At 51.4% G+C, this 21,424-nt stretch carries 12 protein-coding genes; 8 read left to right on the forward strand and 4 right to left on the reverse strand.

Going from position 1 to position 21,424, the window contains the following annotated elements; translation table 11 throughout:
• Positions 1-4: 4 nt before the first annotated feature.
• Together lapG and lapD are read left to right on the forward strand one after the other, a co-directional pair.
• A complete protein-coding gene (gene lapG / locus OOJ59_RS18900; RefSeq protein ID WP_370606061.1) occupies positions 5-694 on the forward strand; it encodes a cysteine protease LapG in 690 nt (229 codons plus the stop codon).
• A 9-nt stretch (positions 695-703) separates the two neighbouring features.
• Entirely contained in the window at positions 704-2,638 is a 1,935-nt protein-coding gene (gene lapD / locus OOJ59_RS18905) for a cyclic di-GMP receptor LapD (protein ID WP_110497012.1), read from the forward strand.
• A 73-nt stretch (positions 2,639-2,711) separates the two neighbouring features.
• Here the strand turns inward: lapD and OOJ59_RS18910 are convergent, their stop codons facing one another.
• Positions 2,712-2,978 (reverse strand): hypothetical protein, encoded by a 267-nt coding sequence (locus OOJ59_RS18910; protein ID WP_042311152.1) that lies wholly within the window; start codon positions 2,976-2,978, stop codon positions 2,712-2,714.
• Positions 2,979-3,044: 66 nt separating this feature from the next.
• On the reverse strand, positions 3,045-12,134 hold the full coding sequence (locus OOJ59_RS18915) for a retention module-containing protein (protein WP_268063451.1): 9,090 nt from the start codon (positions 12,132-12,134) through the stop codon (positions 3,045-3,047).
• Positions 12,135-12,466: 332 nt separating this feature from the next.
• Between OOJ59_RS18915 and OOJ59_RS18920 the strand changes: the two genes are divergently transcribed.
• From OOJ59_RS18920 to OOJ59_RS18930, 3 genes are all read left to right on the forward strand, one after another.
• Positions 12,467-13,810: a TolC family outer membrane protein gene (locus OOJ59_RS18920; protein ID WP_160955475.1), complete on the forward strand. Its 1,344-nt coding sequence runs from the start codon at positions 12,467-12,469 to the stop codon at positions 13,808-13,810.
• A 90-nt stretch (positions 13,811-13,900) separates the two neighbouring features.
• Positions 13,901-16,093, forward strand: a complete 2,193-nt coding sequence (locus OOJ59_RS18925) for a type I secretion system permease/ATPase (protein WP_223851219.1) — start codon at positions 13,901-13,903, stop codon at positions 16,091-16,093.
• Positions 16,080-17,453 (forward strand): HlyD family type I secretion periplasmic adaptor subunit, encoded by a 1,374-nt coding sequence (locus OOJ59_RS18930; RefSeq protein ID WP_160955476.1) that lies wholly within the window; start codon positions 16,080-16,082, stop codon positions 17,451-17,453. Before OOJ59_RS18925 ends, OOJ59_RS18930 begins: the two co-directional genes overlap by 14 nt.
• A gap of 41 nt (positions 17,454-17,494) precedes the next feature.
• On the opposite strand, the gene OOJ59_RS18935 is transcribed toward OOJ59_RS18930, so the two are convergent.
• The gene (locus OOJ59_RS18935) at positions 17,495-18,052 is read right to left on the reverse strand and encodes a helix-turn-helix domain-containing protein (protein WP_223229541.1); all 558 of its coding nucleotides are present in this window, start codon (positions 18,050-18,052) and stop codon (positions 17,495-17,497) included.
• Positions 18,053-18,546: 494 nt separating this feature from the next.
• Here OOJ59_RS18935 and OOJ59_RS18940 point away from each other — a divergent pair, with 494 nt between their 5' ends.
• From OOJ59_RS18940 to OOJ59_RS18950, 3 genes are all read left to right on the forward strand, one after another.
• Positions 18,547-19,332, forward strand: coding sequence for a transcriptional regulator (locus tag OOJ59_RS18940; protein ID WP_087856932.1), 786 nt, complete (start codon positions 18,547-18,549; stop codon positions 19,330-19,332).
• Positions 19,332-19,844 carry a hypothetical protein gene (locus tag OOJ59_RS18945; RefSeq protein ID WP_150345378.1) on the forward strand — a complete coding sequence of 171 codons (513 nt, stop codon included), beginning with the start codon at positions 19,332-19,334 and terminating at the stop codon, positions 19,842-19,844. Before OOJ59_RS18940 ends, OOJ59_RS18945 begins: the two co-directional genes overlap by 1 nt.
• 453 nt (positions 19,845-20,297) lie before the next feature.
• Complete coding sequence (locus OOJ59_RS18950; RefSeq protein ID WP_160955477.1) at positions 20,298-20,915, forward strand: Fic/DOC family protein; 618 nt, start codon at positions 20,298-20,300, stop codon at positions 20,913-20,915.
• Here the strand turns inward: OOJ59_RS18950 and OOJ59_RS18955 are convergent.
• The gene (locus OOJ59_RS18955) at positions 20,912-21,082 is read right to left on the reverse strand and encodes a hypothetical protein (protein ID WP_162865967.1); all 171 of its coding nucleotides are present in this window, start codon (positions 21,080-21,082) and stop codon (positions 20,912-20,914) included. The two genes, OOJ59_RS18950 and OOJ59_RS18955, sit on opposite strands and share 4 nt — an antisense overlap.
• Between the last annotated feature and the right edge of the window lie 342 nt (positions 21,083-21,424).

Raw genomic sequence — 21,424 nt, forward strand, 5'->3', positions numbered from 1 at the left:
CACTATCAGCCGCTCTTTACACCACCGCCTGCTGCGCCTGTGGAAAATCCCCGGGGTGCTGCTGTTGCTATTGACCGTCCATTCGCTGCGCGCCGCCTGGGATTTTGCCAGCATCCAGCAGAAATCCGATGCGCTTTACGGCCTCGCAAGCCCGCAAGCGCAACGGCGGATCAACGCCTGGCAGCAGTTGTTGCTCCAGTTGCGTAATGCAGACGAACAAACACAATTACACGCCGTAAACCAATTTTTTAACGATAAGCTCCGTTATACCGAAGATATTGACGCCTGGCATGACGTCGATTACTGGGCAACCCCCATTGAATCACTGCGCAAAGGTGAGGCGGATTGTGAAGACTACGCGATCGCTAAATATTTCACTCTCCGCCAGTTGGGCATCTCCGAAGACAAACTGCGTATTACCTATGTTAAGGCCCTGCGTTATAACCGGGCGCATATGGTGCTGACCTGGTACCTCACGCCTGAAGCGATTCCTCTGGTACTCGACAGCCTGACCAATACCATTTCACCGGCCACCCAGCGTATGGATTTATTACCCGTTTACTCCTTTAACAACACTGGCCTTTGGCTTCCGGGCAATCAGAACAATAAGCGCGTTGGCGACAGCAAGAGACTTTCTCGCTGGCAGCAAGTTTTCATCAAAATGCGGGAAGAGGGCTTCCCGATGGATAAATAGGAATCACCTGTGTCTCTTTTTAAACAGTTACTCCTGACAATCTCTCTCTTTATGATGGTTGTGTTTAGCGGCAATTTTATCGTGACGTTAGAAAGCTCTCGCGATCAGTCCAATAACCAACTCCTTTCACATGCCCAGGATGCAGCAACCGCGCTGGGCGTTTCGCTGACCCCCAACGTCAACGATCCGGCGATGATCGAGCTAATGGTTAGCTCCATTTTCGATAGCGGTTACTACAAAAAAATCCGTATTGTCGATCTGCAAAACGGCAAAACGATGCTTGAGCGTCGCGCGGCGGCGTCGATTCCCAATGTTCCCGGTTGGTTTGTTGATCTGGTGGATGTGACTCCGCAAACCGGCGAGGCGACAATCATGCGCGGCTGGCAGCAGGCCGCTCGTGTGGAAGTGACCAGCGATCCGATCTTTGCCGTACAGCGTCTGTGGGACAACACCCTGGGCAATCTGCTGTGGATGCTGTCCTGTAGTCTCGTCTGTTTAATCGCTGGCATTCTGCTGCTGCGCAAACTGCTGCGCCCGCTCAATTATCTGGCAAAACAGTCAGAAGCCATTGCCCGCCGCGAATTTCTGACGCTACAGGAACTGCCAAAAACACCGGAATTACGCCGCGTCGTTAACGCCATGAATTTGATGGCAGCGAAGCTCAAGTCGTTATTTGAAGAGCAAGCTGTCTATAGCGAACGTCTGCACAATGAAGCTTATCTCGACAGCCAGACCGGAATTGCCAACCGCCGCGCGTTCGATATGCAGTTTCAGGCGCGGCTAAGTGATGCCGATACGGCGCCAGGGTATCTGATGCTGGTTCGCGTTCAGGACTTAGGCGGTCTGAATCAGCGTTTTGGCGGCCCGCATACCGATAAGCTGTTGCTCAATATTGCCAACCTGCTGAACGCGCATAAAGAAAAATATGCCTCTCTCGACAGCACCCTCGCGCGCATTCGCGGCGGCGAGTTCGCCCTGCTCTGCCCCGGCGTTACGCACGGTGAAATGCTGGACATGGGCAATTCGCTGTGTCAGAAGCTGACGGCCTTTTATGCCACCGGTATGTCAGACCAACAGCCGGTCGCCTACACCAGCATGGTGCCATTCAGCGCCGGAGATAACGCGCAGTCATTGCTGATCCAGGCCGATCGCCTGCTGGTGGAAGCAGAAACGCATACCGACCATCAGGTGGTTCCCACCACCGAGGTGCCAGCGGCTACCGAAGATCAGCATTTGTGGTTTGTTCGCCTTGAGCATGCGCTGGAAAATCAGCAATTCCAGTTGGTTTATCAACCCGTTGTGGATTGCCGCACGCCCGACAAAATCCTGCATTACAAAGTGCTGTCGCGCATTATTGACGAACAGGGCAACACCATTACCGCCGGTCGTTTCCTGCCGTGGATCCACCGCTTTGGCTGGAGTCATCGCCTCGATAAAGTGATGCTGAAACTGACGTTGAACCAACTAAAAACTGCACCGGGGAAATTAGCGCTGAGTATTTCAGGCAGTTCTGTCGCCAGTGCGAACGCCATTGCTGACCTGCTCAATCCGCTGCGCTATTCACCAAAATTAGCCCATCAGTTGATTCTGGAGCTGGATGAAAATCAGCTCCCGGGACCACATCAGATGGCGGCATTTGTCAAAGCTGTAGGCCAGCATCGCTGCGCGCTCGGTCTGCAACACTTCGGCAGTCGCTTCAACATGATCGGTCATCTGTCGCAGTGGGGGCTTGCTTATCTGAAAATCGACAGCAGCTATATCCGCAATATTGACGAAGAAAACGATAAGCGTTTGTTTATTGAAGTGTTGTGCAGCGCCACGCGCAGTATTGATTTGCCGCTGATTGCCGAACGTGTTGAAACGGAAGGTGAGCTTAAGGTACTGCAGGAATTAGGGATTGATGGCGCAATGGGTCAATTATTAGGTGAACCCGCACCGTTGTGATAACAGCAGACAGCCTGTATATCGCCGGATGGCGCTTCGCTTATCCGGCCTACAAGCCGGCTGCCTGCATCAACTAAAAAATACGGTCATCACTCCCAAGCAGTTGTTCTAACCCGCCAAGCTCCTGACGCGCGTTCGCGCGATTCATTAATTTAACCTGCGCCATCGGCGGAAGATCGGTAATGGCAATCACGCCTTTACGGATCAGCAGGTAAATCAGATCGTCGAGCACGCGGACCATCTCCAGGTCGCTTTTTTGCAGCATCTCTAACGTCTGTTGGGTGTCATTTTCAGCGTTTTTGCCAGCGCCTGCTGCCTGCGCGTGTGGTCCAGAATTCATATCAGTGTCTTTCATTTCGTATACCCTGATGCCGCTGCCCTGTTCGCACAGGGCAGCAAGCAACGGTTAGTGAGTCGGGTTGTGATCGGGTTTGGCTATCAGGTGATCCAACGAGTAGGTCGCAGAATGCAGATCGCCGCTTGCATGAGTAGACAGCGCAGTATCAATGCCATGCGCGACCTTCGCCGGACTGGCTATTTGATGGTGATCGCCGCCGCTTTGAATGTACTTCGCAATATCCACGCCTTCGTGCAGTTCACGCGCCAGATCGCTGAGATCGACCTTATCGAGCACGGCCTTCGCCTTATCGTCAGCGCTCAACACGGCAGTTGCCTGCCCGTGTCCGGTCGCAGCTGGCGCATAAGACAGAGATAATGCGTTGTCGTCGAACAGGTTGTGCAGCGCATGCTGCATCGCGGCATGATTTCCTTTATCCGCTGTATGCCCTTTGTGTGGTGCCGGATCATCCATCGTCACATTCAGCGTTTGCGTATACGGCGTAATATTGCCGTGGTCATCATGCGCCTCAACCAATACGCTTACGCGGTTATGGCCTGCCCGGAACGCTGAGGTCTCGGCCTCAATGTCATAGGTCAGCCCATTATTGCCCTGATGGAGAATCGCATCGTACTGATGCCCATTTACCAGCGCTTTAATATGCTCCCCATCATGCACATCACCGCTCACGCTGCCGGTGATATGGGTGATAGCCCCCTGTGCTTCCGCACGTGAAATATGGTTGTCCCCGGTGAGTTTATCCACGATAAGCGTGGCGTCTGCCTGTTGATCCACAGCATAGGTGTGGGACGTTGTCTTTGAATACGGGTTGCCTGGCGCATCATGACCGTTGACCTCAACCGAGAACGCGGTGTTCGCTTTCATCACATCGCTGTCTACATCGACATGATAAACCCGCTCACCATTCCTCAACGTATCTACCGAACCAGTATATTCATGACCACCAATCTTTAATTTGATCGAATCCCATACATCCACATCGCCGCCAAGATGCCCGGTTACCCTCACCGTCGTTCCCTGAAGTTCCTGCTGGTTCAGGACGTTATCCTGGGTGACGCTATCAATATCCATCGTTCCTGCAGCGGTCCTGTCGATCGTGATGGTCTTATCGGTATGGATCTCATCACGGTTACCTGCATCATCATGGGCGGTGACGTGAGCAGTTATTTTTTGATCGTGAGTCAGGTCAACCGTACTGGCATCTACGCTAAATACCTTCTGCCCGCCGCTGTTTTTCACATCAGCCACCAGATCTTTACCGTTAACCGTAATGGTCACCCGATCGCCAACATCCACGTCTCCGGTCACATAACCGCTGATAGTGGTTTTCGCATGCTGAGTTTCCTCGTTATTCAGCACATCATCGACTGACACTTTATCCAGCACGATGCTGGCATCAACCTGCGTATCGATAGTGACCGTTTTGTCGTTCACGGCATGCATTGGGTTCAACGCCGAATCCTGCCCTTCTACGCTGACGTGAATATTCGGGTCATTTTGCAGCCCGACCGTACTCACCATCGCTTTGTAGCCCAATTGCCCGTTCATATGCGGCAGCTCAATGACACGCGTATGTACTGTGACGCCATTGACGAGAATGGCGACTTTATCACCGAGATGCACGTCGCCATCCACCGTACCACTCACCTCAACGCTACCCGCTTTCACTTCATCAGCATTGATAATATCGTCGCCGCCGACGGTGTTGATGGTCACGCTGCCGCTTGCCGATTTATCAATCGCATAGCTCTGCGTGAAGCTGGCGGACTGCACGTTACCGTGATCGTCATATCCTGAGACGGTCGCGACAATCGCGCGATCGGCCAACAGGTCTTTGGTGTAAATATCGACGCAGTAGCGATGGTTATTATCGACAGTCGCCGCATAAGGGTTTCCGTTAACCGTCAGCGTTACCTTATCGCCCGGGTGCACATCTCCGGATACCGACCCCGTTACTGTCATCTTAGGTTGCAGCGATTCCCGCGCGTTCAGCACATTGTCACCGGCAATGTTATCTATCGTCACGCCAGCATTAGCGCTCAGATCGACCACGACATGGCTGCTGGCAGAGGCGCTACCCAGGTTGCCGTTATCATCCGTTGCCATGACCGTCGCGATAATATCCGGGTTATTGTGCAGATCGTTAATACTGACCTTCGTCGACCAGGCCTGGTGACCATGTTTATCATCATGCACGACCGCAGTCAGCGTATTGCCATTGACCTGCAGGCTCACCACGCTGCCATCGTGGATCCCTTCGCCGCTGACCGTGCCGCTGACGGTCGTTTTCCCGCTTTGCGCCTCCGCCGCATTGATAACATCATCACCGGCGATCTTATCCATCGTTATCTGCAGCGGGTTATCCGTATCGACGGTGATGGTTTTCTGCACCGTATCTGTGGCTGTCCCAGCCGTGATGGAGACATCAAACATCAGGTGCGCCTGCAGTTCGCTGGTCGGCACATCAACCTCATATGCCAACTGTCCCGGCATCGTCGGGAGGCTCATAACATGTCCGGTGTACTGCACATGATTGATGGTGACAATCACTTCGTCCCCGGACTGCACGTCGCCGCTGACCAGGCCACGGATTGCCGTTGTCGCCTTTTGCGCTTCATCGTGGTTGAGAACGTCATCGCCCGCCACCTTATCAACGGTAAGATGCACGGTCGGTTGGTGAGGTTGCGTGGTTCCTGTTCCCGTTGTCGTCGGGGTGTGCATACTAAAAGGCGTATTGGCAGGCGTATAAGTCTGGGTTACCCACGGGAGATCGATAAATTTATGCTCTACCGCTGTCGCCGTGTTGCCGTGATCGTCATGGGTGGTGATGGACACGGTGATATTGCCGTTGTTATTCCAATCCTGAGAAAGAATATCCAGCGTGTAACCCAGTTGCCCATCAGGGAGGGTAATAACATGCGTTTCCAGATGCGTGTTGTTACCCACATCAACGGTAACCAAATCATTAAGCTTCGCGTCCGGGGTAACATGCCCGGTTACCGTCACAAATTCCGGGCGGTTTCCAGCGGGTAGCGCCCAGCCTCGCCAGCTCAACGCAGAATCAATCGTAATCCCGGCATCGGCAACGGTATCAACCAGCACCGGCATGCCATCGTGCCCGTGAGCAATATTGCCGGCGTCATCTTTGGCCGTCACTTCGGCATGAATATGCGGATCCATTAGTAGATCCAGAGTCGACACCTTAGTGCTGAAAGCCCGCTGGCCGTTGTGATCTTCCACCTGCGCATAATAGATCTGATGATTGATGGTGAGTTCAACGGTATCACCGATTTTGACATCGCCTCCCACCGTACCCGTAACCGTCGTTTGCGGCTTAAGGGCTTCGTCGTGGTTAATCACCGCATCACCACTGCCAGTGACGATCGGATCGATATGAACTATCGCGTCAATCTGGTCGTCGATAATCACGGTGCTGTGCGCATCTGCCGTGGCGTTATTTCCTGCCGCATCAGTGGTGGTGATGGTTGCGGTGATATGCGGATCGTTTTGCAGCCATTGCGTATCCACGCCAATGGAATACCCCAGGGTTCCCAGATTGGGCAGGTTCGTCACCGTCGCATCAACTATATGGCCGCCGATATTCAGGTGCACCACATCATTAACCCTGGCATCGCCGCCCACCGTACCGCTGACGATCGTCGTCGTTTGCCCCAATTCGCTCTTATTCAATACATCGTCGCCCGTTACCGGATCGATGGTGATTGAGGCCAGCGCTTGCGCGTCGAGATTGACGTCATGATGCGCCACAATATGGGCATGGTTCTGCGCCGCGTCGGTGACATCCATTGAGACTTCAATGTGCGGGCCGGCGACCAGATCGGCCGTCGCAACGGGAACGTGGAATCCCATTTGTTGATTACCGCGATCCTCCACCACACCGGAATAGGTATGGCCGTTGATGGTCATAACCAACGGATCGCCCGGATGAACTTCCCCGCTCACCGTCCCGCTTACCATCGTATAGCCATGCATCTGCTCGGCGAGGTTCAGGGTATTATCCGGCGTCACGGCATCAATGGTTATCTGCGCATCGACACGGGTATCGATAATCACCGTGGTTTCTGCATTGGCCGTCGCCAGGTTGCCCGCGCCATCGGTGGTGCTGACCGTCGCGGTCAGATGCGGATCGGAAATCAGATCGGCGGTACTGACTTTAATGCTATAGCCGAGAACGCCGCCTCCGGTATCGCTCACTTTTCCCGTCAGGACGTGGCCATTCACGGTGAGATAAACGACGTCATTTACATGAACATCCCCAGCCACTTTCCCGGTTACATACGTGAATGGTTGTTTTGATTCATCACCATTAATCATATTGTCGCCAGTGACGGGATCAATCGTCAGCATGGCTTTGGCATGTAAATCAACCAGCAGGTCGTGCGTTATCTCCGCTTGCTGGAAATTATGCACATTATCTTCACCGACTACACGAGCAACGATATGCGGGTCTTTGACCAGATCGCGGCTCAGAACGTCCAGCTTATATCCCAGCGCATTGTTATGTTCCGGGAGTGCCTGCGCGGTTGTTTCGTAGGTATGACCGTTGACGATGACCTGAACTTTAGCGCCCACGTGTACATCGCCGGACACCGTGCCCATCACCTCAGTGAGATGTTTTGCTGCTTCTGCGCCGTTGAGCTTGTCATCGCCCGCTACCGTATCAACGGTGATTCCCGCCCCGGCATGATTATCAATATGCACCACACGGGTTGCGGTGGTTATAACCTCATTTTCCACCGCATCGTGAGAGGTAACCGTGACCTTAACGGACACATTTTTATCCTGGAGCCCCTTATTATCACTGAACGCCGTTGAATCAACGGGGACTTGATAGCCCAGATGCCCGCCACCAAGGTCGATGACCTTGCCGTTAAACGTCTGGTGATTGATCTCAACGATCACCGCATCGCCAGGCTGCGCGTCCCCTCCCACCTTGCCGCTGATGAGTTGCATCGGCGTATCCAGCTCCTGGTGGTTAAGGTTGTTGTCGTCAGTAACGTTATCAATAGCCACGGTGCTGTGCGCCTGGGTATCCAGCGTGACGGTTCGATGCTCCACCGCAACCGCCTGATTGCCCGCAGCGTCGTGGCTGACCAGCGTGACCATTACGTCGTTGCTGCCTTCCTGCAGCACACCCGTTGGTACAAACACTTCGTAGCGCAGAACGCCGTGATCGTTAACCACTGTGCCGCTAAAGTCCTGATTTTGCCCCTGCACGTGAACAGTCACCACGTCACCCGCTTTGGCATCCAGACCTTTCGCGATACCGCTAATCAGCGTCGGCATGCGGTTTTCAATGGCGTTTATCACGTCATCGGACGCCACCACTGCGGTCGTCACCACGTTTTTAGCAAAATTATCGATATGCACTTTATGGCTGTCAGTCGCGATGGCAAGGTTACCCGCCGCATCATGCGAGGTGACCGTGACGTGTACGTCGACATCCGTCAGCACATGAACGCTGTTGTTCGCAAACGCTGATGAGTCCACATCAATGCGGTAACCCAGCTTCCCCTGACCAAGGTCAATGACTTGACTCTCGTACTGATGACCATTAACCACCAGTTGGATCGGGTCGCCGACCTTCGCATCTTCCCCCTCGACACTGCCCGTAATGCGCTGTGTCGCCGCGGACAGTTCCTGGTAATTGATGACATTGTCCGTGGCAATGTTATCCAAAGAGATAGCGTTATGCGCATGCGTATCGAGGGTGATAATACGGTGCGATTCACTGGTCACCGCGTTGCCCAGCGCGTCATGGCTGAGCAGTGTTGCGACCACCGCATTCTTACCTTCATGCAGAGTTCCATGCGGCAAAACCACTGCGTAGCGTAACTGACCATTATCGTTGATCACCGTGCCGCTAAAGTCCTGTCCTCGTACGCTGATGGTCACCGCATCGCCAACTCTGGCATCGCCCCCCGCCACGATACTCACAATGGTGGGCATGCGATTTTCGTTGGCATTCACCACATTGTCCGTCGCTACCGCATCAATTTTGAGCGTGTTTTCCGCATAGTTATCGATATGAACTTTATGCGTATCGGTGGCGATGGCCAGGTTTCCCGCCTCATCATGAGAGGTGACCATCGCGGTAATATTCACATTCGTCAGAACATGGCCGCTGTTATCGGCAAATGCAGAAGAGTCCACATCGATGCGATAACCCAGCTTACCGCGGCCAAAATCAACCACCTTACCGCTGTACTGATGCCCATTTATCTCCAGTAAGACCGGATCGTTGACCTTCGCATCCTCACCGCCAACAAAACCGGTAATCGTCTGTTTAGCCGCAAGCAGTTCCTGGTAATTCAGCGCATTGTCTGCAGTGAGGTCATGTATGCGAATAGTATTATGCGCCTGCGTGTCTAACGTGATGGTGCGGTGTGCCAGCGCGGTAACTTCATTTCCCACCGAGTCATGACTGACCAACGTCACCACTACGTCGTTTGTACCTTCCTGTAAGGCCGTCTTCGGCAACGCGACTTCGTAGCGCAACTGCCCGTTATCATCAACGATTGTTCCGGCATAGTTTTGCCCATGGACGCTGACGGTGACCGCATCGCCCGCTTTAGCATCACCACCAGCGTCCCCGCTAATTAGCGTTACCATACGGTTTTCAATGGCGTTGACCACATCGTCCGTCGCCACAGCATCGATGCTGACCTGATTGGTGGCGAAGTTATCAATGTGCACGCTGTGGGTATCGGTGGCGATCGCCAGGTTACCCGCTGCATCATGAGAGGTGACCGTGACCTTCACGTCCACGTTACCGTCGACCGGCACGCTGTTGTCAGCAAAGTCTGCAGTGTTTACCGTGATACGGTAGCCCAGCGCATTGTGGCCTAAATCGATAACTTCCCCGCGGTACTGATGACCGTTGATCTCCAGTTGTACCGGATCGCCAGGTTTAGCATCTTCATTGCTGCCAATGGTGCCGGAGATGACCTGGTTACGTGTGTACAACTCACTACGATTCAGGGTGTTATCACTATCTACATCATTGATTGTCAGCGAGTTATGCGCCTGAGTGTCGAGCGTGACGGTACGGTGCGCGAGCGCGGTGACTTCGTTACCCGCCGCATCGTGGCTGACCAGCGTTACCACCACATCGTTTTTACCTTCCAGCAACGTTCCTTTCGGTAATGCCACTTCATAGCGCAACTGACCGTTATCATTGACTACCGTTCCGGCATAGTTTTGCCCCTGTACGCTGACGGTGACCGCATCGCCCACTTTGGCATCACCGCCTGCCACACCGCTAATCAGCGTGGTCATGCGGTTTTCAATCGCGTTGACCACATCATCCGTCGCCACCGCGTCAATGTTGACCTGATTGGTCGCAAGATTATCAATGCGCACGCTGTGGGTGTCGGTGACGATCGCCAGGTTGCCCGCCGCATCGTGAGAGGTAACAGTGACCTTCACTTCCACGTTACCATCAACCGGCGTGCTGTTATTGGCAAAGTCGGAAGCGTTAACCGCAATGCGGTAGCCCAGCGTATTGTTACCGAGCTCGATCACCTGACCGCAGTACTGGTGACCGTTAAGCTCCAGTTGTACCGGGTCACCCGCCTTCGCGTCTTCGCCGCTGACGGTTCCGGAAATCACCTGGTTGCGCGCAAACAGTTCAGCGCGGTTCAGGGTGTTATCGTCGGTGACGTCATCAATCGTCAAGGCGTTGTGCGCCTGGGTATCCAGTACCACGGTACGGTGCGTCACGGCGATGGCCTCATTGCCTGGCGCGTCGTGGCTGACCAGCGTCACCTGCACCTCATTCGCGCCCTCTTTCAGGGTGGCTGAAGGCACCACGATCTCATAGCGTAGCTGCCCATGGTCGTCGAAAATCGTGCCATGAAACTCTTTGCCCTGAAGGGTCAGGATGACCGGGTCGCCCGCTTGCGCATCGCCGCTGGCGACGCCAGAAATGACGGTCGGCATACGAAACTCATTGGCATTGACGACATCATCATTCGCCACCGCGTCAATAGTCACGGCGTTTTGCGCGGATAAGTCGGTATCAACATGATGCTCGGTGGAAACCGTTGTGCGATTGCCGGCATCGTCGAAAGAGGTCAGCGTGGCGTGAATATTCGGGTCGTTCAGCAATCCCTGAGTCTGTACCGGAATGGTATAAATCAGAGCGCCATTACCCGGGTCAGTAACGACGCCGGTATATTCTTTACCATCAACCAATAAGGTAACGATATCACCTGGTTTGGCATCTCCGCCTGCACTCCCATGGATCATCGTCTGCGGCTGGCGTGACTCTGCGTAGTTGATGAGATTATCAGGGGTAACGCTATCGACCGTAATATCAATACGTGGTCCGGTGATATCAATCAGCGCATGATCGACACTTTCTGCCGTTCGTCCTGTGACATCGGTCGCTATTGCCACTACGGTTACATTTCCTGGCACTAATCCGGTAAGGTCGGTATTAATATTCCAGTGACCGTTACTCACCGGAACCTCAGCGGTGAATGTGTTTTTTTGGCTATCTGTGAAGGTAAGTGTGACGTGACTTTGATTACTGGTGCCGCTTAAATGGGTCTGGTGAAATTCACTGTTGTTAATAAATCCGTCATTACCGGCAAACTCGGTAATTTGCACTTCAGGCGGGAAAACGCTCGCCGAGCCAGCTCCCACTCCTCCAACCGGCAAATTGATCTCCCAGTTCGGGCTACCCAGACCTTTAGTATTAAAACCCGCTGTAGGATCAACCACCTGTCCGGTTAATTCAAGCTGAACCAGGGTGTGACCACCGCCACCGCCCTCAAGCTGTACCGGCGCGTCATTACCCGCCGCGGTGGCTTCCAGCACCTGCGTCGGGTCAGCGCCGTCGGCAATGGCTTTTTGTACGGCGGCAATATCCTGGGCATCATGCTCCGGATTATGGTTGACCTGTAGCCCGTGTTCGCCCCAATGGCTGTTACGGCCAATATCCAGCGTCTTCCCGTCTGGTAAAGAGAGACTCACCGCGCCGCTGGCGCCGGTCACAATTTCCTCACCGCTATATACTCTGTCGCCCTCATGAACAAGTCGTTGTGTGCCATTAGCATCGACAACGTATACCTGCCCAATGATTGCTTTGATCACACCGAGTAATTTGCTCACCGTAACCTCACTTAATTACCATCATTATTTTTATAAAATCGTTAATATATTAACGAACAAATATCACATTCATTTAATGTAAACATTAATATCTCAATGTAGAAAAAAACACATTTTAAAGAATGCAATTACATGAGACTTGACTGGCAAATGAATATAATAAAAAATAACCAAAAATAAAACACGATGTGACAAAACATGTCTGAGAATAGCTGACCACAGGCTTCAATTAAGACAATTTACCTTTGTTAATTAATATAACGTGTTTGTAAAAATGGATGATAGCGACGACAGCAGGATGTCATAACCGTGTCATATAAGGCATTCATGTCATGAAGAAGTTTTTAGTTTTTCTGCTTTCATGCTTTTCAATATCCTCAGTAAATGCAGAAGACTTACAAAATACCGTTAAAAACGCTTTAGCTAATCATCCTGAAGTTAATGCCGCAATAAATAGCCGTTATTCTTCAGAGCAAGAGCTGCGGGCCGCTCAAGGTGGCTATTTACCCTCACTCAATTTAAATGCAGAGGCCGGACGCAAAAATGTTGATGATGCAACGACTCGCGCGGCAGGACGCAATAACGGTCTGACCCAGTCACCTAACGAAGCGACGCTGAGTCTTGAGCAAAATGTGTTTAATGGTTTTGCCACCTCCAGCGAAGTTGCACGGCAAAAAGCGACCGTTGACTCGCGCGCCTGGAGCGTGATGAACACCAGCGAAAGTACCGCTTATGCGGTCATTCAGGCCTATTTCGACGTGCTACAACGCGAAGAGTTTGTTCGCCTTGCTGAGGACGATCTGGCGAACCACGAACGCATTTACGACCAGATAAAACTGCGTACCGATCAGGGGGTTGGGCGCTCCGGGGACTTTATGCAAGCCGAAGCGCGTCTGGCGCAGGCGCGTAATAACTTGCTGACCGAGCAGACGAATCTTGAAGACGCGAAAACCACCTTTGTCAGCGTGACGGGCATGGATCCGCAAGGTTTAAGCCTGCCCGAGAGTATTGACTCTCAGTTGCCCACCTCGCTGGAAGACGCCAAAAGTCGGATGGAAAAAAACAGTCCATTACTGAAATCCGCCAATGCGGATATCGACGCCGCGCATCAGCAGTATGAGGCCTCGAAATCAACCTTCTATCCGCGCGTGGACGTTGAGCTTTCCCGCGGGATTAGTAATAACACCGACACCACCCGCGCCCATACTGAAGAGTGGGAAGCAGTGGTAAAACTGCATTACAACCTGTACCAGGGCGGTAGCGACAAAGCCAATATGAACTCCCGCGCGTATCTGCATAAACAGGCGCAGGACGTACGCAATAACACGCTACGCCAGCTGAATCAGGAGCTGCGCCTGGCCTGGACGGCGTTACAAAACGCACGCGCTCAGCTTCCTTCAGCGGAAGAATATGCCGACCGTAGCGTCAAAGTGCGCACCGCTTATCAGGATCAATTCAGTCTTGGCGAACGTACGCTGCTGGATTTGCTCGACAGTGAAAATGAAGTTTTTTCTTCTAAACGTCGCCTTGTTGAACTGCGTTATCTGGCGATGACCAGCGGCTACCGTATTAGCGAACGCACGGGTGAATTAATGAATATTCTAAAAATCACACCGCCGCCATCAGGGCAACCGGTCGATTCACAAGAAGAAAATAGCTTACCGGATCTGCATTAATAATTATTAATCCAAAATAAATCTCTGACCTGCACGCTGATAATTAGCTTGCTATTATTTTAACGTGCACGGTCAGAAATGGTTGCGAAAATGAGTGCACAAGCTGAATTATTAAATGAAGTATCCGGGAATTATGCTTCTCCTAATTCTCAACATCACGACCCCCGCAGTTATAATGACGATCCGCTATTAGATAGCTTACTCATTCTGTGTGCGTTGCACGGTAAACCGGCGAGCCGTTCAACATTAAGCAGTGGTTTGCCATTAGAAAACGATCGGCTCACGCTGAATATATTTCCACGCGCGGCGGCAAGGGCCGGTTTAAAGGCGCGGATTGTCACGCGCGCGCTCGATAAAATTCCGGCCATGTCTCTGCCTGCAGTCCTGTTACTGCGTTCTGGCGGAACCGGAGTATTACTGGCATGGAACGACGACGGCAGCGCCCGCTTTATGCCCAGCGAAAGCGAAGGTGGGGAGATTTGCGTCGATGTCGCCACGCTTGAACAAAGCTATGCCGGTAAAGTGATTTTTGCTCATCCGCGCCACGAATTCGATTTGCAGGCGGAAGCTTTTCTGCCACGTACCAAATCCTGGTTTAAAGACACCCTGAAGCTGTCACGTTTCCTGTATATGGATGCGGTGCTGGCCAGCCTGCTGATCAACCTGATTGCGCTCGGCACGCCGCTCTTCACCATGAACGTCTATGACCGGGTCGTACCTAACCAGGCAACGGTCACGCTGTGGGTGTTGGCGGTCGGTATCTGCCTGGCTTTTGTTTTTGATCTGATATTGAAAATGCTGCGCGGTATCTGCCTTGATATTGCGGGCAAAAAAAGCGATCTCATCATCTCCTCAACGCTGTTTGAGCGCATTATCGGCATGGAGATGAAAGAACGTCCGGCGCGGGTGGGCAGCTTTGCGCAGAATATTCACGAGTTTCAGTCGCTGCGTGATTTCCTCTCATCACTTACGCTGACGACGATTATCGATCTGCCCTTCACCCTGCTGCTGCTGATCGTTATCGGGATTATCGGCGGTGCGCTGGCCTGGATCCCGCTCCTGACGCTGCCGATTGCTTTGTTGTGCAGTTGGGCGTTACAAAAACCGGTCAACGCGGCAGTCACTAAAACCATGAGTCTCGCCAGCGAACGCCAGGCATTGCTGATTGAAACCCTGAGCAGCCTGGATGCCATCAAAGTGAACAATGCCCAGAGCGAACGCCAGTTTCAGTGGGAACAAACGCTGGGCAGCCTGAGTCGCCTCGAGCTACGGGTGAAAACCTTGTCCAGCCTGGCGAGCAACCTGACCGGCTGGTTCCAGCAAATCTCCGGGGTGGTGATGATTATCGTCGGGGTGTACATGATTATCGGCGGCAAACTGAGTATGGGGGGACTTATCGCCTGCTACATGCTCAACGGCCGGGCATTAATGCCGCTGGGTCAGTTAACCGGCCTTATCGCCCGTTATCAGCAGGCGAAGCTCACCATCAAAAATACCGAGAAAATGATGTCGCTGGCGCAGGAGCGTCGCGCGGATGAAAATCCGCTCAAACGTGAGCAGCTACAGGGCAGCATAGAATTTCGCGATGTCGATTTCAGCTACCCGGAACAACAGAACCTGTCGCTGCAAAAAATTAATCTGACCATTCAGCCCGGGGAACGAATCGGCATCATCGGACGCAGTGGTTCCGGTAAAAGTTCGCTCAGCAAACTGCTGGTCAATCTGTACCAGCCCAGCGCCGGAAATATTCTGATCGACGGTATCGATTCTCGTCAGTTGGATGTGAACGATCTGCGCCACAGCATCGGCTACGTGCCGCAGGATATCCAGTTGTTCAATGGCACGCTACGCGACAATTTGCTATGCGGGGCGCGTTATATCGATGACGAAACCATGCTGCGGGCAGCAGAACTGGCCGGCGTCAACGATTTTGCGCGCTTGCATCCTGACGGCTATAACCTGCAGGTTGGCGAGCGCGGCTCCCGACTTTCCGGTGGACAGCGGCAGGCGGTAGCGCTGGCACGCGCGCTTTTGCTGGATCCGCCTCTTCTGTTACTGGATGAACCCACCAGCTCGATGGACAACACCAGCGAGGAGAAGATCAAACACGCGCTGGTCCCCTGCATCGCGGGCAAAACGTTATTACTGGTTACGCACCGCGCTTCCATGCTGTCGCTGGTTGACCGCCTGATTATTGTCGATAAAGGACGCATCATCGCGGATGGCCCGAAAGCTGTGGTGATGGATGCGTTGAAAAAGGGGCAGATTAATGCATCTCGCTGATTTCCTGGCTCGTGCCCGCCGCGCTATGCAGCACTATTTTCATGGCCGTGATGAAAATCAAACTGACAGTATCAATGAAGTCAGCCAGGCCATTATTGATGACTCCCCGAGAGTGATTCGACTGACGCTGTGGACGATCCTCGCGCTGGTGGTGTTGTCTTTCGTGTGGGCTGGCTTTGCGAAAATCGATGAAGTCACCCGCGGGGAAGGTAAAGCGATCCCGTCATCCAAACTGCAAAAAATCCAGAACCTGGAAGGTGGGATCGTCACCGAACTGTATGTGCACGAAGGGCAAATTGTTAACCCTGGAACGCCGTTGCTGCATCTGGATGATACGCGCTTTGCCTCTAACGTCGGCGAAACAGAAGCGGATAAACTCGGCCTGCGGGCAAAAGTTGAGCGCCTGACGGCGGAAGTTGAAAACCGGGACTTTGTTATTTCCCCAGAGATTGCCAGCAAAGCGCCGGATGTCGCGCGGGGAGAAACTGAACTGTACAACAGCCGCCGGGAGCAGTTTCACAACGAAATATCCGGACTTGAAGAACAGTTGGTGCAGAAAAAACAGGAGTTGCGCGACTTTGAATCGAAAGAAGAGCAGTTTAAGCACAGCCTCGGGTTAATACGCCAGGAAATCAAAATGTCCGAGCCGCTGCTCGCCTCGGGCGCCATTTCGAAAGTGGAATTACTGCGCCTGCGTCGTACCGAAGTGGAAACCGCCGGGCAGCTCAACTCTGTTAGTTTGTCGCTGCCCAAAGCCGCGTCAGAAATTAAAGAGATTGAGAATAAAATCGGCGAGAGTCGAGGCCGCTTCCAGAGCGATGCGCTGGCTCAACTCAACGAGGCCCGTACCAATCTGAGCAAAACCCAGGCCAGCGTAAAAGCGCTGGAAGACAGGGTGAATCGTACCATGGTCACTTCACCGGTGCGCGGTATCGTCCAGCAGGTGATGGTGAATACCATCGGCGGCGTCATCCAGCCTGGCAGCGATCTGGTAGAAATCGTTCCGTTGGATGACAAGCTGTTAATCGAAGCCAAAATACAGCCGCGCGATATTGCCTTTCTCCATCCGGGTCAGCATGCAATGGTGAAATTTACGGCCTACGATTACACCATCTATGGCGGTCTGCAGGGCGAAGTGGTGCAGATAAGTCCGGACACCGTTACCGATAAACAGGGGCGAAGCTTTTATATTGTTCGCCTGCAAACGGACAAAAACTACCTGGGAACGAAAGAGCATCCGATGCTGATAATGCCAGGCATGGTAGCAAGTGTCGATATTCTCACTGGCAGGAAAACGATTCTCAGCTATCTGTTAAAACCGATTATTCGCGCTCGCGCGGAGGCACTCAGAGAACGTTAAGCGTCTGCGCTCCCTTTTATCATGTCAGGGAGCGCATAAATTTATAACGGAGTACAGAAGGAAAGTTTTCCCCGGTTTAACGTGATTTTCCCGTCATTAACCAGTTCCTGTAAAACCTTGTGGATGGCGCTGCGGGAGATATGATTACGGGTCAAAATAAAGGTATACACGGATGTTTTCTCACGCACTTCAGGTTCCATCGACCAAATATATTTTACGTGTTCAATAATCTGCTCACGAATGGTGCGATGCGACTGCAACGCTTCACGCTGGAAATAGCGTTGCAGGTGATGCGTTAAGATATCAAACGCCTGCTTCCATAAGTTTTTAGCGGTAAACAAATGATCGGCGTTCTGCACGCTCATTGCCCACATTTCACAATCGGTATCGCAACGTAAATAGTGTCCGGCGACTTCAGTGCGCATTTGCGGCAAACCGAGTATGGCCGGAGCAGAAATACTCACGGTTACCAGATCATTTTCCACACGATAAACAGAGACGGTCCCTTTCTCCAGAAACAAGATATTTCCATCAACCTTCAGATCAATACGCTGGCGTTTTTTGCGTAACGACAGCCAGGCATTATCTGACTTCTTCATTTCATCACCCACAAGTACTACAGCATTTTCAATTTCTTTCTGGAACATGGGACTCTCTACCGCAAATTATGGCTTTATCAAAATTCACTTAGCATCAAAAATAAATGTCAGCCCTCAAGAAAGCTGACATTTATCCCTCTTCTACATCTGCCACCGGCATTCCCTGGTGCCGTGGGCGCGTTCAGACACATGCTGTTTTCGCGTGGTGGCGTCAGGCAGTATATTGCGCTGTCCATAAAGAATTAATAGCAATCATCTTTGCCGCCATTATTTCATCTTTGTCTTCTTTGCAAGGTAGCCAAAAAGACACAGTCCATTGATTTATATATGGTTTATTTTTATTAAAAAAGTTATCATTGTTGTTATATTATGATACTAATTTGAAACACTTCGCGATTTCCGTTGTAGGATCGGGGCCATGCTGGTAGCTATTATGGGCTAAGTGGTATCATGGCTTACCAGCCACCTGGCGCATTATCAAGAGTAGAGACACTATGCCTGAGACTGGCAATGTCAGTTATCTGATTGAAAATAAAATAATATTTACACCAGCCACACAATGTCTGGCGCGAGTAGCTCAACCCAATCAGCAGATAAAACTCAAACACTCAGCGTCATTATGTCTTTTATTACTTATTCAGCATCGCGGCCAGGTGGTTTCACAAAACGAACTACTGGAGTTTGGCTGGGGTAAAAACCATCGTCAGGTTAGTTTCAATGCCTTTTATCAAAGCATTCTCTCCCTGCGTAAAAGTTTGCTACAGCTGGATCTGGAGCAACCGCTAATCACAACCATCCCTCGCAAGGGGTTGATTATCCAGGAATCGTTTGACATTCAGACGATTGAGACGCCAGAGGGGATCTCTTCTTCAGGTGAAGAGTCCGTGGCCCCGGATACCGTTATAGAAGATCTGTTGCCCGGGACACCGCGTCAATCTTTGTTCACCACCGCAGAAATAATCATGGTGACGCTGACGCTTATAATTTGCGCGCTTATATTATACCCATGGCAGGCCAGCGATGATTATTTTTCCAACTATATCACGGTCAGCAAAACGCCCACTGACTGTCAGTATTACTTTAACAATGATGCCAGTAATTTCTCCCGGCATACGGCGTTTATCAACAACAATCCGGGATTGTGTCAGAGCAATAAATTCATTTATATTACGACCTATCCTGAGTCAAAGAAATTGTCCGTGCTTGTATGTCGCTCACCGATGAAAGCCAGGCAAGACAACGCCTGTCAGTCGGTTTATTACCCCCGGTATGATAGCTAATGAATTTATATCCCCGAACGTCCCGCATCCGGACAGGTGTAATCCTGCTGATCTGTTTTGCTGCGCTCATGGTTACTGCCGTCTATCGGTTCAGTAAAAACACAGGTGAACGTCATAATCTGACCTGTCGTTCAGCCATCGAAATAGTACGTAATACAAGCTCATTTCGTGGGATTATTGATATTAAAATCGGCGGGAGTAAAGGCATTGTGAATGTTGATGGTATCATCAAAGATGCCAGAAATAATGAGCAAACCGTGCAACGCATGGTCCTGTTTACACAATCCAGCTACGGCTCAAGTCCGGTCTGGATTTCACAGAAAATACAAATATCCAATCGCGAAACGGCCCCCGCCAGCCTTATTCAGGAACTGCTCCCCGACTTTTTCCTGACCAATACCAGCGTATCCAACGTCGATTATTTTGCGCTAAATAGCAAGACGTATCTGATTACCAAAGAAGGGATCCCCTACCTGTACTGCCAGAATTATGCGTTGCCGCAAAATGAATAATTAGTAAGCGTTCTGGTGGCTCAACCTACGAGGGAATGCCAGAGGATGAATTTATGGTTCTCCCCTCTCCAGAATACATTGTCATCGTCTGAGTCGCCCCGGAGCGGAATCTGGATCGAGAAGTCATCCTTCCCCGCTTTCCCTGAAAAGCATATCTCCGTTATCATGTGCCTCTTATGTGATAACAACGAAAACAAGAATATCGCAATCCATTGAAAATCAGGGAACTGGACACAACTCCATGAGTACAATCGATAATCTCGACGCCCACACCCCAATGATGCATTGGTGTGTTAATGCTGATTATTAAAGATAATTTTCCACCAGAGAATAAAAACTATATTTTAACCTACACTATTGTAACTATCTGATTTTAAGAATATTGTTTGCTGTACTCATCCAGCGTTATACTCCCTCTGTTTTCCCATCCTTCGAATAACACAGGGCATCTCCATGAGCCGATACCATGTATCCAGCAGTGAAGGCCAGTATGAGAAAGACTCTGGCGAGCAGATTTTGGCTAATAAGCTGGGGATCGCGACTTCTGATGAGATGGATGAGGCTGAACTTGTCCTGTTAGAACAACTATACCAGTCTGTTTTTGAAGAGCAGTTCCCGGAAGGACAGCTCAGCGTAGCCATGCTAAAAAGCTGGCATCGCCGCTGGTTAGGTAACATCTACGAGTGGGCTGGACAAGAAAGAGCAGTTAATATCAGCAAAGGCGGCTTTATGTTTGCCCCCTCAGCGCAGTTGCCAAAACTGCTGAACGAATTTGATAACAAGTATCTGGCTCAATACACACCGTGTAGCGGCATGGACGAAGAACAACTCATCACCGCTATCGCCATCACCCATGTCGAGCTGATACTTATCCATCCATTCAGAGAGGGAAACGGGCGCCTGTCGCGACTGCTAGCCGACGTAATGGCCGTTCAGGGAGGATACAAACCGCTGGATTATCAAAGCTGGGAGGAAAACAAAACCCAGTATATCTCGGCTATTCATGCAGGTGTATCAATGGACTATGAGCCGATGAAACACTGGGTCAGTGAAGCATTAAGAAAGATCTAAGCGAGGCGAAGATGCGCGAATTTCTTGCGTGCAGCTTCAAGTGAAGCTTCAACGCTAGCTGACGGCTGGCCGGTTTCGACGGCCGTTGATGTCGCCACAGAACGCATAATGTCCGAGCGAGAAGGTTTAGCATAAGTTGCATGCTCTTTTTTTCTGTTATTGCTCATTAAGCCTCCTCTACATCCAACGATGTTACGCATGAAGCTATGCGAAAGAGTATTATACCAAAACTTTTAAACGACGCCACCTCTACAACCTCAGACGAACAATGCCCTTATCAAACCTGCTTGATAAGCGGGGAATCAACAAAAAATTCGCAATCAATAAATTGACATAAAGCATCTCAAGGATGCGGAAAGGTTTGCTACTAAAGAAAGAAATAAATTCCTTTTAATTCATGATGTTGTTAGCTAAAGTGTTTTTATTAGCTTGAGGGTAGAATTCCTTAGGGCGGTAGCGTTCCTATAACAGAATTAACGTGATCTGATTCACAAGTTTACAAAATGACA

It is taken from the genome of Citrobacter sp. W9, from assembly GCF_026719375.1.
GTDB lineage: Bacteria > Pseudomonadota > Gammaproteobacteria > Enterobacterales > Enterobacteriaceae > Citrobacter > Citrobacter werkmanii.